This is a genomic window from Pseudomonas sp. 44 R 15, assembly GCF_900004965.1.
In the GTDB taxonomy this organism is placed as follows: domain Bacteria; phylum Pseudomonadota; class Gammaproteobacteria; order Pseudomonadales; family Pseudomonadaceae; genus Aquipseudomonas; species Aquipseudomonas orientalis_A.
Genome location: NZ_CVTU01000013.1, coordinates 57,504 through 71,551, shown reverse-complemented (window position 1 = coordinate 71,551; position 14,048 = coordinate 57,504). Strand labels below are relative to the sequence as shown.

Below are 14,048 nucleotides of genomic sequence, written 5' to 3'. Positions count from 1 at the left end.
TGTGAGGGATGCAGATCAGATCTTCGGCGGGCCGGGGTAGCCGCAATGGGCCCAGGACTCGGGCCGGAAGTACCAGGCCATGATCACCAGCTTGAGCAGCGAGCCCTGGCCCATGCGCAGCAGGTTCAGGTAGCTGTTTTCCCAGCGGTGCAGGAAGTTGCGGATCTGCTCGCTGCCGGCGTTTTCCCAACTGCCCCAGATGCCGGTCAACGGTCCTCGGGTAATGCCCAGGCTCAACACGTCGAACAGCTGTTGGGTGAGCTTGAACATCTCCGGCGACAGGTGCTGAAGGCTGTAGTCGAGCTTTTTCAGGGTGTCTTCCAACCCGGCGCTGACGGACTGCGCGCTGGCGGCGCCTTCCAGCAGCACCGGGATGACCGCGCGCAGGAACGGCAAGTCACTGGCGCGCAACATTGCAAAACCGCTGGCCGGCGTGCTGCTCGAGCAACCGCTGAGGCTGGCGCCCAGCCCGGCGGTCGCCAGGAAGGCGCTGGCGCACAGGCCAATTTTCAAGACGCCGCGCCGCGACAGCGCAGGTGTTTCAGTCAGGCTGGGATTCATTGTCTTTATTGTCCCGGTGGTGGCGGTTTCAGCGGATAAACAGCTTCTGGATCAACGTCTGGATGGATTTCCCGTAGGGCGGGTAGATCAACTTCGCCGCGTTCAGACGCTGTTTGACCAGTACGCCCTTGGCCTTGCTGAATGTCAGGAAACCTTCGCGACCGTGGTAATGACCCATGCCGGAGGGGCCGATGCCCCCAAACGGCAGGTCGTCCTGGGCCACCTGCAGCAGGGTGTCGTTCAGGCACACGCCGCCGGAGTGGGTCTCGTGGAGTACGCGGTTCTGTTCGGTCTTGTTGTAGCCGAAGTAATACAGGGCCAGTGGACGCGGGCGCTGGTTGATGTAGGCGAAGGCCTCATCAATGCCGCGATAGGGCACGATCGGCAACAGCGGACCAAAGATCTCATCCTGCATCACCTTCATCTCGTCACTCACATTCAGCAGCAGGCTGTGAGGCATGCGCCGTGCCTGGCCCTGGTCGTACAGCGCAATCAGGGTGGCGCCTTTGTCAGTGGCGTCCTTGGCGTAGGCATTGAGCCTGGCCAGTTGCCGCTCGTTGATGATGGCCGTGTAGTCCGGGTTGTCGGTCAGGGTCGGATAGAACCCGCGAATCGCATCGGAGTAAGCCTCGACGAAGCCGTCCACACGATCCTCCGGTACCAGCACATAGTCGGGTGCCACGCAGGTTTGCCCAGCGTTCAACGCCTTGCCGAAGGCGATACGCTCGGCAGCATCCTTGAGCGGCACATCGGCGGAAACGATGGCTGGCGATTTGCCGCCCAGCTCCAGGGTGACCGGCGTGAGGTGTTCGGCGGCCGCACGCATCACATGTCTGCCGATGCTGGTGGCCCCGGTGAACAGCAAATGATCGAAGCGCAACGTGGAAAACGCCATGCCGACTTCGGCTTCGCCGAGCACCACGCACACCAGGTCCTCGGGGAAGATTTTCGCCAGCAATGCCTTGAGCAGTTCACCGGTGGCCGGCGTGGACTCGCTGAGCTTGAGCATCACCCGGTTGCCGGCGGCCAAGGCGCCGACCAGCGGGCCGACGGCCAGGTACAGCGGGTAGTTCCAAGGCACGATGACGCCCACTACACCCAGCGGCTGGTAGATGACTTTGGCCGACGCGGGTTGAAAGGCAATGCCTACAGCGCGGCGGGAAGGTTTCATCCAACCTTTGAGGTGCTTGCTGGCGTAGTGAATGCCCTGCAGGCTGGGCATCAGCTCGGCGAACAGGGTTTCGTCCGCGCTGCGATGGCTGAAGTCCTGGCTGATTGCGTTGATCAGCGCCTGGCGTTCGTTGCTGAGCACATCGCGCAGGGCCTTGAGCCATTGACGGCGTTGTGCGGCCGGCGGCATCGGGTTGGCGGCGTAGGCGCGACGTTGCGCTTCGAACAGGTCCTGGAGATGATCCAGCGCCTGGGATTCTGGCAGGTAGGCAACGTTGGCAGACATGGCGCGATCCCGATTGTTATAGGTCTGTCTGGATTTTTAGAGTCATTGCTCTAAATTGTCAAATAAACATTGCAGTAACATCTGGATTTAACCTGACCGGCATAGGCCGTAAGATGCCCCATCCCGTGTTTGGAAGCTGATCCCTATGGCACCACGAGTAAAGACCAGCGAGCGCATTGTGCAAACCAGCCTGGAGCTTTTTAACCAGCAGGGCGAGCGCAGTGTCAGCACGAACCATATCGCCGCCCATATGGAAATTTCCCCGGGCAACCTGTACTACCACTTCCCCAATAAGCAGGCGATCATCGCCGTGCTGTTCCGCGAATACGAAGCGTTGGTGGACAGTTTCCTACGCCCGCCCCAAGGGCGCGCGATGAGGGTGGAAGACAAGCGTTTCTACCTGCAGGCCGTACTGGCCGGCATGTGGCGCTACCGCTTCCTGCACCGCGACCTTGAACACTTATTGGAAAGCGACCCGGAGCTGGCCACTGGCTACCGACGGTTTTCCCAGCGCTGTCTGATTCAGGGCGGAGCGATCTACCAGGGCTTTGTCGACGCAGGCATTCTCACAATGGACCCGGTGCAAACCGAAGCCCTGACCCTTAATGCCTGGATTATCCTCACCTCCTGGGTACGGTTCCTGTGCACCACCAATGAAAACTCCACTCATTTGAGCGCCGAAGCGATAAAGCGTGGGGTATACCAGGTGCTGGTGTTGGAGGCGGGTTTCGTCACGCCCCAGGCCAAAGCCGCGGTGGATGCGTTGTTCAAAGAGTTTTACGTGCCATTGAACCAGGCACTGGAAGAAGTGAAGTAGGACCTTTCCCCTTTGTATGCACAGGAGTCAGTCATGCCGCTTGCCCAATTGATCAGCCCCCAGGCGTTGGCCGAGCGCCAGCAGTCGGCCGGGCTGGTGATCCTCGATTGCCGCTTTGCCCTGGAAGACCCGGATTACGGGCTGTGCAGCTATGCCGAAGGGCATATCGAAGGGGCGCAATATGCCGACCTGGAGCGCCACCTCAGCGGCAAGGTGATCAAGGGTGTGACCGGCCGTCATCCGTTGCCTGCGGCGGACACCTTCGCCGAACAGCTGCGAGCTTGGGGCATCAGTGCCGACACCGACGTGGTGCTGTATGACGACGGCGCCGGTGCCTATGCCGCCCGTGCCTGGTGGCTGCTGACCTGGCTGGGCAAGCGTGATGGCGTGTTTATTCTCGATGGTGGCCTCAAGGCCTGGCACAGCGCCGGTTTCCCCTTGAGCCTGGATGCGCCAGTGACTGAGCCGGGCACCTTCACCGGTATGCCGGATAATCGGCTGGTGCTGGATGCCGAGCATGTGCAAAAACGCCTGGGTCAGCCCGGCCTGACCTTGATCGACGCCCGCGCCCAGCCGCGTTTTCGTGGTGAAGTAGAGCCCATCGACTCGATTGCCGGGCATATTCCCGGTGCGCAGTGCGCGGCCTTCAATGAGAACCTGGGCAGTGATGGTCGTTTCTTGCCGGCCGAGCAACTCAAGCAACGCTTTGCCGCACAATTGCAGGGGCGCCCGCCGGAAGAATTGGTGGCGTATTGCGGTTCGGGGGTAACGGCGTGCCATAACCTGTTTGCGCTGAGCTTGGCGGGGTATCCGTTGGGCAAGTTGTATGCGGGGTCTTGGAGTGAGTGGATTACGGATCCCAAGCGGGAAGTGGCAACAGGCGACTGAGCAATTGGCCTGTGAACTCAATCAAAATGTGGGAGGGGGCTTGCCCCCGATGGCGGTGGATCAGTAACAGATGTACTGACTGACACACCGCAATCGGGGGCAAGCCCCCTCCCATATTTTTACCTATGTTGTGCCAGTAGCCATTGGGGGATGCGGCGTTCCAGATAGTAGCCGGGGCGCTTCAGCGAACCCTCTACAAACCCCACATGCCCACCCTTGGCCAACAGCTCAAACTCCGTACAGTCTGATAGCTCACTGGCTTCGGGCAGGCTGTGGGCAAACACAAACGGGTCATCGGCGGCCTGGATAATCAGGGTTGGTGTGCGGATAGCGCCCAGGTAGTAGCGACTGGAGGCGCGGCGATAGTAATCCTCAGCACTCAAGAAACCATGCAACGGCGCAGTCACTCGCCCATCGAAGTCCCAGAACGTGCGCATCTTCTCCAGGGAGCCCAGTGCCTCCAGGGTTTTCAGCCCTTCCTCACGGCCATCCTGCAAAAACTGGCGTTGCTTGACGCGGATATACGCCAGCATCTCGCGCATGAAGTGCTTCTGGTAGATCCGCGAAAACCCCAGCCCGATACGATCCGCGCATTGGTCCAGGCGAAACGGCACCGACACCGCCGCCGCGCCTTGCAGCCCCGAAGCCGCACCGGTTTCGCCCAAATGCTTGAGCAACACGTTGCCGCCCAGGGAATAACCCACCGCATAGAGGGGCGCCAAAGGTCGCTTGGTGCGCAGATGGGCAATCGCTGCGGCCAGGTCTTCGCTGGCTCCGGAGTGATAGCTGCGAGCCAACAGGTTCGGCTCGCCCGAACAACCGCGCCAGTTCAATGCCGCGCTGGCCCAGCCTTGCGCGGCGAGGACTTTTTGCAGGCCGGCGACGTAAGGCGAATTGGACGAACCGGTCAGCCCGTGCAACACCAGCACCAGCGGCGCTTGCACGTCGTGGGGGCCGTGCCAGTCGAGGTCAAGAAAGTCGCCGTCTTCCAGCCACAGACGTTCGCGTTGGCGCTCGATGTGGGTGGTCGGGCGCCACAGCGGCCCCCACAGTGTTTGCAGGTGGGGGTTGCCGAGGCCGAAGGCGGGTTTGAAGCGGTCCACAGAGGGAGTCATGAAGTACTCGCTGCCGGACGAGCTTGCCACGCCCCCCGTAGGAGCGAGCTTGCTCGCGAAAAACGTTAACGATGACGCAGCGCTATCAGGCAGCCTGTGCCGCCTGTTCGACCTTGGCGAGCAAGCTCGCTCCTACAGGGCGCGGTGCCACAGCGCGTAATACACCCGCCCGGATTTCTGCTCCCGGTGCAGGCGCCAGCTGCCCGGCAGGCCGAGCGTCGACGGCGCGGTCTCGCTTTCAGTGTAGATCCACGCATCCGGCGCCAGCCACTGGCGTTCTTCCAGCAACGCACACACGGTCGGCAGCAGGTTCTGGTTGAACGGTGGGTCGAGGAACACCACGTCGTATTCGCTGGCGGCCTGGGTTTCCAGGTAGCGCAAGGCGTCGGCGGTCTGGACCTGGCCATTGGTGCAGCGCAAGGTACCCAAGTGTTCCTTCAGGCTGGACACCGCCACATTGCTCGCATCCAGCGCCTGTGCCTGGGCTGCGCCACGGGACAGCGCCTCCAGGAACAACGCGCCACTGCCGGCAAACGGGTCGAGTACCTTGGCGCCGCCGATGTACGGCGCCAGCCAGTTGAACAGGGTTTCGCGCACGCGATCCGGGGTCGGACGCAGGCCCACGACATCGGGGAAGCTCAGCTTGCGGCTGCCCCATTCACCGCCAATGATGCGCAGTTGGCCCACACCGTTATGCACGTTGTGGACAGGTTTTTTCGGGCGAGATGAACTGGCCATTAATGCTCCGGAACCCCGAGCGGCTGCTCGGCGGGTTTATCAGTGGGGGGCGGTAGTGGCTTTTGCGCAATCGTCGGGCCGGCGGTCACGATGACCATCTTGTCGGCGCTCAAGTGTTTGTTCATTGCAGCCTTGACCTGCTCTACGGTCAGGGCCTGGGATTGTTTCATGAAATCTTCCAGATAGCTCAGCGGCAGGTTGTAGAAACCCATGGCCCCCAACTGCCCGACAATATCGGCGTTGCTGGCGGTGGACAGCGGAAAGCTGCCGGCCAGTTCGCGCTTGGCGTCATCCAGTTCTTTCTGGGTGGGGCCGTTTTTGAGGTAGTCAGCCACCACGTCTTCGACCAGGCGCAGGGTGCCGCCGCTCATTTCGGCGCGGGTCTGCAGGTTGATCATGAACGGGCCGCGCACCTGCATCGGCGAGAAACCGGAGTACACGCCGTAGGTCAGGCCGCGCTTTTCGCGCACTTCGCTCATCAAGCGGGTGCCGAAGCCACCGCCGCCGAGAATCTGGTTGCCCAGCGACAAGGCTGCGTAATCCGGGTCTGCACGGTCGATGCCCAACTGGGCGAACAGCAGGTGGGTTTGCTTGGAGGGGAACTCGATGCGGCTCAGGCCGGCCTTGGGCTCCCTCGGCTGGGCAATCTTCGCCAGGGCCGGGCCCTTGGGCAGCGCGGCAGAGACCTTGGCGGTCATGGCTTCGGCTTCGGCACGGGTCAGGTCGCCGACCACCGCGATCACCGCATTGCCCGCCGCGTAGGCCTTGGCGTGGAATGCCTGCATCTGTTGCACGGTAATCGCCGGAACGCTTTCAGGCGTGCCTTCGCTTGGGTGTGCGTACGGGTGGTCGCCGTACAGGCGCTTGAACAGCTCGATGCTCGCCAGCTTGGCGGGGTTCTGTTTCTGGTATTCGAAGCCGGCCAGGATCTGGTTCTTGATGCGCGCCAGTGAATCGGCGGGAAACGTCGGCTTGCCGATTACGTCATCGAACAGCGCCAGTGCGGCCTCGCGCTTGTCGCTGTCGCTCAGGCTGCGCAGGGACACCAGGGCCATGTCGCGGTAGGCGCCATTGCCAAAATCGGCGCCCAGGCCTTCAAAGCCGCTGGCGATCTGGCTGACGTCCTTGCCCGGCACGCCTTCGTTGAGCATGGCATTGGTCATCAAGGCCAGCCCCGGCACGTTGCCGTCCTGGCTGCTGCCGGCGGCGAACAGGATGCGCACGTCGAACATCGGCAATTCATGGGCTTCGACGAACAGCACCTTGGCGCCTTCGGCGGTGGTCCAGGTCTGCACATCGAGCTTGCGGTTGGTCGGTGCTTTACCGTCCAGCTCAGCCAGCGATTGCAGCTTGCTGGCCGATTGAGCCTTGTCCAGCGCCGGGCTGGCAACCGATTCGCTCGGGCGCAGGAAGTACACGGCACTGGCCGCGCAGAGGGTAACGGCGATCAGGCCGGGCAGAATCAGGCGGCTGCTTTTGCGGTCACTCATGAGCGGTCTCCTCGGGCAAAACATGGGCGACGCTCAGACGTTCGCGGGTGAAATAGGTGCGCGCAGCCTTTTGGATATCTTCCGGGGTCACGCTTTGCAGGTCGGCAAGCTCAGTGTCCATCAGCTTCCACGACAGACCGACGGTCTCCAGCGAGCCAATGGCCGTGGCCTGGCTGGTGATGGAGTCGCGCTGGTAGACCACGCCCGCTATCACCTGGGCGCGGATGCGCTCGAGTTCTTCGGCGGTGGGCGGCTTGGCCTTGAGCTCTTCCAACAGGCGCCACAGGCCGGCTTCGGCTTGGGCGACGGTCTTTTTCTTCTGCTGGTTAGGCGTGGCGCTCAGCATGAACAGGGTATCGCCGCGGGTATAGGCGTCGTAATTGGTGGAGGCGGCGGAGACCAGTTCTTCACCGCGCTCCAGCTGCTCGGAGATCCGCGCGCTGTAGCCGCCGTCGAGCAGGGCCGAGATCAGGCGCAGGGCTTGTACCGAGCGCTTGTCCTCGGCAGTCGCAAGGCCCGGCACGTTGAAACCGAGCATGACGCTTGGCAACTGGGTTTGCACGTGCAGGGTCAGCAGGCGCTCGCCGGGCTCGGCCAGCTCCAGCGGAATCTTGGCGGGCGGGACGTCGCGCTTGGGGATCGGGCCGAAGTAGCGCTGGGCCAGGGTTTTCACCTCGTCCGGCGTGACATCGCCGACCACCACCAGGGTCGCGTTGTTCGGTACGTACCAGGCCTGGTACCAGTGGCGCAGTTCCTCGACCTTCATGCGTTCCAGGTCGGCCATCCAGCCGATGGTCGGCGTGTGATAGCCGCTGGCCGGGAAGGCCATGGCCTTGAAACGTTCAAAGGCCTTGGACATCGGGTTGTCGTCGGTGCGCAGGCGGCGCTCTTCCTTGATCACCTCGATTTCGCGGCTGAACTCATCGGCCGGCAGGCGCAGGCTGGCCATGCGGTCGGCTTCCAGCTCGAAGGCCACGCCCAGGCGGTCACGGGCCAGCACCTGGTAGTAAGCGGTGTAGTCGTCACTGGTGAACGCGTTTTCTTCGGCGCCCAGGTCGCGCAGGATCAGCGAGGCTTCGCCGGGGCCGACCTTGGCGCTGCCCTTGAACATCATGTGTTCCAAGGCGTGGGACAAACCGGTCTGGCCCGGGGTTTCGTAGCTCGAGCCCACTTTGTACCAGACCTGGGAAACCACCACCGGCGCACGATGATCTTCGCGCACGACGACCTTGAGGCCGTTGTCGAGGGTGAATTCGTGGGTGGGTTGTGGATCGGCAGCCAAAGCTGAAAGGGGCAGACAAACTGTGCTGAGCAGCAGGCCTGCGGCGCGGCGGGCTAGAGCATTCATTCGTTTTTTAACCTGTTGGACTGCCCGCTTGGTCTTAGCGTCGGCGGGCGAGGAGGTGCTAGGATACTGATCCGACTCAGGGACGGCCACTGTGGCTGTCCTGTTAAGGCTCTATTTAGGCCTTCAAAATGTTGCGCATGAACGAGCTGGCTAAAAAACAGTCTGTTACGCATCGAATTTTATTTACCGAAGCGCCCCTTGGCGCGTCGCTACCTTGAGATAGCCGTCTCCATGTTTGGTTCCAACGACGACAAGAAGACCCCAGCTGCGGCTGGCGAGAAGAAAGGCCTGTTCGGATGGCTGCGCAAAAAACCGCAGGAAACCGTCGTCGAACAGCCGCAGGTTCAACCCGAACCTACCCCTGAGCCTATAGTAGAAGCCGAACCGGTTGCCGAAACGCCGGCACCGGTGGTGTTGCCTATCGCGGAGCCGGTGTTGCAGCCGGTGGTCGAGGCAGAACCTGCGCCTGAACCTGAACCCGAGCACAAACCGTGGCTGGAGCTGCCGGTAGCCGAGGAGCCGGTGGCACTGGTTGAGGATGTGCAGGCTGAACACGTGACGCCGCCCATTCCTGTGGCGCCGCCGGTAGAGGTTGTCGTCACGGCGCCCCCAGCAGTCGAAATGCCTGCTGAAATCCCTGCTCAAGTGCCAGCTGTAGCTGCCGTGCCTGCGGTCATCGAAGAGCCCGCCGCACCCGCCGAAACCAGTAAAACCGGCTTCTTCGCCCGCCTCAAGCAGGGCCTGAGCAAAACCAGCGCCAGTATCGGCGAAGGCATGGCCAGCCTGTTCCTCGGCAAAAAGACCATCGATGACGAGCTGCTGGAAGACATTGAAACCCGCCTGCTTACCGCAGACGTGGGCGTCGAAGCCACCGCCGTGATCATCCAGAGCCTGACCCAGAAAGTCGCGCGCAAGCAGTTGACCGACGCCGACGCGTTGTACAAGTCTCTGCAGGCCGAGCTGGCCGCCATGCTTAAACCGGTTGAAGCGCCGCTGGTGATTACGCCGAAGAAGCCTTTCGTGATCCTGGTCGTGGGCGTCAACGGCGCCGGCAAGACCACCACCATCGGCAAGCTGGCCAAAAAGCTGCAGGGTGAGGGCAAGAAAGTCATGCTCGCCGCCGGCGACACCTTCCGTGCCGCTGCCGTCGAGCAGCTGCAAGTGTGGGGTGAGCGCAACAAGATCCCGGTGATCGCCCAGCACACGGGGGCCGACTCCGCTTCGGTGATCTTCGATGCCGTGCAGGCCGCCAAGGCCCGTAACATCGATGTGTTGATCGCCGACACCGCCGGTCGCCTGCACACCAAAGACAACTTGATGGAAGAGCTGAAGAAAGTCCGCCGCGTGATCGGCAAGCTCGACGCCGATGCCCCCCATGAAGTGCTGCTGGTGCTCGACGCCGGTACCGGCCAGAACGCCATCAGCCAGGCCAAGCAATTCAACCAGACGGTGCAACTGACCGGCCTGGCCTTGACCAAGCTGGACGGCACGGCCAAGGGCGGTGTGATTTTCGCCCTGGCCAAACAGTTCGGGTTGCCGATTCGTTACATCGGCGTCGGTGAAGGCATCGACGACCTGCGCACCTTTGAAGCCGAACCCTTTGTACAGGCACTGTTTGCCGAGCGGGAGCGTTCATGATTCGATTCGAACAGGTCGGTAAACGCTACGCCAACGGGCATGTGGGCTTGCATGAGCTGAGCTTTCGAGTACGGCGGGGCGAGTTTTTGTTCGTCACCGGTCACTCCGGCGCCGGTAAGAGCACCTTGTTGCGTCTGCTGCTGGCGATGGAGCGTCCCACCACCGGCAAGCTGTTGCTGGCGGGCCAGGACCTGGCCACCATCAGCAATGCGCAGATCCCGTTCCTGCGCCGCCAGATCGGCGTGGTGTTCCAGAACCACCAGTTGCTGTTCGATCGCACGGTGTTCAACAACGTCGCCTTGCCCCTGCAGATTCTCGGGCTGTCCAAGGCCGAGATCGTCAAGCGGGTGGATTCGGCCCTGGAGCGCGTGGCGTTGTCGGACAAGACCGACCTCTACCCCGGCGACCTGTCCACCGGCCAGCAACAGCGCGTGGGTATCGCCCGCGCCATCGTCCACCGCCCGGCCTTGCTGCTGGCGGACGAACCCACCGGTAACCTCGACCCGCGCCTGGCAGCCGAGATCATGGGGGTGTTCGAAGACATCAATCGCCTGGGCACCAGCGTATTGATCGCCAGCCACGACCTGGCCCTGATTGCCCGTATGCGTCACCGCATGCTGACCCTGCAACGCGGCCGCCTGATCGGCGACGGGGAGGCCGGCGTATGAGTGCGACACGCAGTCCTAAAGTATCCGAACGCGTGGCGCCGAAACCGGCCGACCCGCAACCGAAAAAGAAAAAACGCGACGATGACGACGGTCCGGACTTCGGCACCCTGTTGCGTGCCTGGATCGAAAGTCACCGCGCCAGCCTGCTCGACAGTCTGCGCCGCCTGGGCAAGCAGCCGATCGGCAGCTTTTTCACCTGCCTGGTGATGGCCGTGGCCCTGAGCCTGCCGATGGGCTTGTCGTTGCTGCTCAACAATGTCGAGCGCCTGGGCGGTTCCTGGCAGCGCGCAGCGCAGATTTCGCTGTACCTGAACCTGGATGCCAGCACCCAGCAAGGCGAAGCGCTGCGCGACGAAATCAAGAACATGCCGGGCGTGGCGGAGGCCGAATACATCAGCCGCGACCAGGCACTTGAGGAGTTCCAGCAACAATCCGGCCTGGGCGAGGCGCTCAAGGAGCTGCCGCAGAACCCGTTGCCGGGCGTGGTGCTGGTGACGCCGGATGAAGTGGACAAACCGGCCCTGGAAGCCCTGCGCCAGAAACTTGCAGAGATGCCCAAGGTGCAACAGGCGCAACTTGATCTAGTCTGGGTAGAGCGCCTGGCCGCGATCCTCAAGCTGGGCGACCGCTTCGTGTTCGGTTTGACGGTGTTGCTGGTGTCTGCATTACTTTTGGTGATAGGTAATACCATTCGTCTTCATATTGAAAACCGACGCACCGAGATAGAAGTGATTAAACTGGTCGGCGGCACGGACAGCTATGTGCGTCGTCCTTTTCTGTACATGGGCGCGCTTTATGGCTTCGGTGCCGGGGTTTTGTCCTGGGGATTGCTGGCTTTTGGCCTGGACTGGCTGAACGATGCGGTTATCGGGCTGGCCGGCTTGTACGGCAGCGATTTTGCCCTGGCCGGCGTGCCGGTGGCCGATGGCCTGAGCCTCTTGCTTGGCGCGGTGCTGTTGGGGTATATCGGTGCGTGGATTGCGGTCGCACGGCATTTACGTGAGCTTGCACCGAAGTAGTTAATGTCAGGGTAATGTAGTTTCGTTTGTATTGACCTTGTCAGCAGTTTAGGGAACTTGTCCTACGGTTCCCCGGTCAATTTTCGCAGTGCTGAACTGCACGAGTTATGTGAGTCGGAGGTTTTTTCGTATGACCACTTCTTTGCAACCTGCTTATGCCTTGGTCCCGGGTGCGAACCTGGAAGCCTATGTGCACACGGTAAACAGCATTCCGTTGCTGACGCCCGAGCAGGAGCGTGAACTGGCCGAGAGTCTCTACTATGAGCAGGATTTGGGGGCGGCTCGGCAGATGGTGCTCGCCCACCTGCGTTTTGTCGTACATATCGCCCGTAGCTATAGCGGCTACGGTCTGGCCCAGGCTGACCTGATCCAGGAAGGCAACGTCGGCCTGATGAAGGCGGTCAAGCGCTTCAACCCGGAAATGGGTGTGCGCCTGGTGTCGTTTGCCGTGCACTGGATCAAGGCGGAAATCCACGAGTTCATCCTGCGCAACTGGCGCATCGTGAAAGTGGCGACCACCAAGGCCCAGCGCAAGCTGTTCTTCAACCTGCGCAGCCAGAAGAAACGCCTGGCGTGGCTGAACAACGAGGAAGTCCACCGCGTGGCCGAAAGCCTCGGCGTGGAGCCCCGTGAAGTGCGCGAGATGGAAAGTCGCCTGACCGGCCATGACATGGCCTTCGACCCGGCTGCCGAGGCAGACGACGACAGCGCCTTCCAATCGCCGGCCAACTATCTGGAAGACCACCGGTACGACCCGGCGCGTCAACTGGAAGATGCCGACTGGAGCGACAACTCCAATCACAACCTGCACGAAGCGCTGGAAGTGCTGGACGACCGCAGCCGTGACATTCTCTACCAGCGCTGGCTGGCGGAAGAAAAAGCCACGCTGCACGACCTGGCGCAGAAGTACAACGTGTCGGCCGAGCGGATTCGTCAGCTTGAGAAAAGCGCGATGAACAAGCTGAAGTTGTCGATCGCTGCCTAACGCTACTGGCAGCACTGGGTAAAAATGTGGGAGGGGGCTTGCCCCCGATAGCAGAGTGTCAGTCATTACATACAGTGACTGGTCCATCGCTATCGGGGGCAAGCCCCCTCCCACAGTTGTTTTGTATTGTGTCAGTTGGACCAGGGGGCCTTGCGGGCGTTGTTCAGCTCAAGCAGGTAGCCATCGCCACCCAACTGACTCATCTGCTGGCGAATCCACGCCGCCCGCCGCGCTACATAGGCGGTCGGGTGGCTGGCACTCCAGACTCGCGGGTTAGGCAACACCGCTGCCAGATAGCTGGCCTGTTGCCGTGACAGCCCCTTGGCGCTCACGCCAAAGTGATGCCGCGCCGCCGCCTCTGCGCCAAACACGCCCTCATCCCACTCCACGCTGTTGAGGTACACCTCAAGAATGCGCTGCTTGGGCCATAGCACTTCGATCAACCCGGTAAACCAGGCCTCCAGGCCCTTGCGCAGATAGCTGCGGCCGGCCCACAGGAACAGGTTCTTCGACACCTGCTGGCTCAATGTACTGGCGCCCCGGATCGAACCGCCACGTTCGTTGTGCACGATCGCTGCCTGGATGGCGCCAAAGTCAAAGCCCCAGTGCTGCGGGAAACGCTGGTCTTCACCGGCCATCACCGCCACTTTGAGGTCATCGGAAATCTCGTCCCACGGCACCCAGCTGCGCTGCAGGTCAATGGGCTCGCCGTCGATCCAGGATTCGATCTTGCGTTCCACCATCAGCGCGGTGAACGGCGGCGGTACGACGCGAAACAGCAGCACCAGCAGCACACTGCCGATGGCGAACCATTTCACCACGTTGAGAAAGCGTTTGAAGAAGATACGCAGCATAGAGATGGCTTGGCCGAACCCGTTGAGCGGGCCATTATACAGACCCTGCCCGATGAGTCTGACTGGAGTTCCTCATGCTGCGTAGCTTTCTGATGCTGGCTGCCTTTTTCGGTTTCACCGGTGTCGCCCTGGGCGCCTTCGCCGCCCACGGCCTGAAGAACCGCCTGAGCGCCGATTACCTGGCGATCTTCCACACCGGCGTGACCTATCAACTGGTGCACGCCCTGGCCTTGTTTGGGGTGGCCCTGCTGGCCGCGCATATTCCCGGCCGACTGGTCACCTGGGCGGGCATTTCGTTTGTCGTCGGTATTTTGCTGTTCTCCGGCAGCCTGTATGTGTTGACCATGACCGGCATCAGCAAACTGGGCATCATCACCCCATTTGGCGGCCTGGCCTTCCTGCTCGGCTGGTTCTTCCTGGGCTTGACGGCGTGGCGCTTGCAGGTTTGACCGCTTGACGCCTGGAGCTGAC

The 14,048-nt window shown here is 61.8% G+C and carries 13 protein-coding genes and 1 pseudogene; 7 read left to right on the top strand and 7 right to left on the bottom strand.

Translation table 11 applies throughout. The annotated features are described in order from the left end of the window. Positions 1–15: 15 nt before the first annotated feature. The gene (locus tag BFP93_RS00715; protein ID WP_065891588.1) at positions 16–561 is read right to left on the bottom strand and encodes a twin-arginine translocation pathway signal protein; all 546 of its coding nucleotides are present in this window, start codon (positions 559–561) and stop codon (positions 16–18) included. Between the two features lie 28 nt (positions 562–589). Next, positions 590–2,029 (bottom strand): annotated as a pseudogene (locus tag BFP93_RS00710) (coniferyl aldehyde dehydrogenase); the annotation flags it as partial. Between the two features lie 133 nt (positions 2,030–2,162). On the opposite strand from BFP93_RS00710, the gene BFP93_RS00705 reads away from it, so the two are divergent. Next, on the top strand, positions 2,163–2,834 hold the full coding sequence (locus BFP93_RS00705; RefSeq protein ID WP_065891586.1) for a TetR/AcrR family transcriptional regulator: 672 nt from the start codon (positions 2,163–2,165) through the stop codon (positions 2,832–2,834). Positions 2,835–2,867: 33 nt separating this feature from the next. After that, a complete protein-coding gene (locus BFP93_RS00700; protein ID WP_065891585.1) occupies positions 2,868–3,722 on the top strand; it encodes a sulfurtransferase in 855 nt (284 codons plus the stop codon). 119 nt (positions 3,723–3,841) lie between these two features. Here the strand turns inward: BFP93_RS00700 and BFP93_RS00695 are convergent, their stop codons facing one another. From BFP93_RS00695 to BFP93_RS00680, 4 genes are all read right to left on the bottom strand, one after another. Beyond that, a complete protein-coding gene (locus BFP93_RS00695; protein ID WP_065891584.1) occupies positions 3,842–4,837 on the bottom strand; it encodes a hydrolase in 996 nt (331 codons plus the stop codon). Positions 4,838–4,969: 132 nt separating this feature from the next. Then, entirely contained in the window at positions 4,970–5,575 is a 606-nt protein-coding gene (gene rsmD / locus BFP93_RS00690) for a 16S rRNA (guanine(966)-N(2))-methyltransferase RsmD (protein WP_057723500.1), read from the bottom strand. Then, positions 5,575–7,065 (bottom strand): M16 family metallopeptidase, encoded by a 1,491-nt coding sequence (locus BFP93_RS00685; RefSeq protein ID WP_065891583.1) that lies wholly within the window; start codon positions 7,063–7,065, stop codon positions 5,575–5,577. Before BFP93_RS00685 ends, rsmD begins: the two co-directional genes overlap by 1 nt. Then, the gene (locus tag BFP93_RS00680; protein ID WP_065885340.1) at positions 7,058–8,413 is read right to left on the bottom strand and encodes a M16 family metallopeptidase; all 1,356 of its coding nucleotides are present in this window, start codon (positions 8,411–8,413) and stop codon (positions 7,058–7,060) included. Before BFP93_RS00680 ends, BFP93_RS00685 begins: the two co-directional genes overlap by 8 nt. A gap of 231 nt (positions 8,414–8,644) precedes the next feature. On the opposite strand from BFP93_RS00680, the gene ftsY reads away from it, so the two are divergent. The 4 genes from ftsY to rpoH all read left to right on the top strand — a co-directional run bounded on the left by ftsY (position 8,645) and on the right by rpoH (position 12,723). Beyond that, positions 8,645–10,051 (top strand): signal recognition particle-docking protein FtsY, encoded by a 1,407-nt coding sequence (ftsY, locus tag BFP93_RS00675; RefSeq protein WP_065891582.1) that lies wholly within the window; start codon positions 8,645–8,647, stop codon positions 10,049–10,051. Then, a complete protein-coding gene (ftsE, locus tag BFP93_RS00670) occupies positions 10,048–10,719 on the top strand; it encodes a cell division ATP-binding protein FtsE (RefSeq protein WP_003234627.1) in 672 nt (223 codons plus the stop codon). Before ftsY ends, ftsE begins: the two co-directional genes overlap by 4 nt. Then, positions 10,716–11,738, top strand: a complete 1,023-nt coding sequence (gene ftsX / locus BFP93_RS00665; protein WP_065885342.1) for a permease-like cell division protein FtsX — start codon at positions 10,716–10,718, stop codon at positions 11,736–11,738. The genes ftsE and ftsX overlap by 4 nt, the downstream gene beginning before the upstream one ends. A 130-nt stretch (positions 11,739–11,868) precedes the next feature. Continuing rightward, positions 11,869–12,723: an RNA polymerase sigma factor RpoH gene (gene rpoH / locus BFP93_RS00660; protein WP_003176698.1), complete on the top strand. Its 855-nt coding sequence runs from the start codon at positions 11,869–11,871 to the stop codon at positions 12,721–12,723. Positions 12,724–12,854: 131 nt separating this feature from the next. Here rpoH and mtgA read toward each other — a convergent pair whose 3' ends face one another. Then, on the bottom strand, positions 12,855–13,577 hold the full coding sequence (gene mtgA, locus BFP93_RS00655) for a monofunctional biosynthetic peptidoglycan transglycosylase (protein WP_065891581.1): 723 nt from the start codon (positions 13,575–13,577) through the stop codon (positions 12,855–12,857). A gap of 74 nt (positions 13,578–13,651) precedes the next feature. Here mtgA and BFP93_RS00650 point away from each other — a divergent pair, with 74 nt between their 5' ends. Beyond that, complete coding sequence (locus BFP93_RS00650; RefSeq protein ID WP_065891580.1) at positions 13,652–14,026, top strand: DUF423 domain-containing protein; 375 nt, start codon at positions 13,652–13,654, stop codon at positions 14,024–14,026. Positions 14,027–14,048 lie beyond the last annotated feature (22 nt).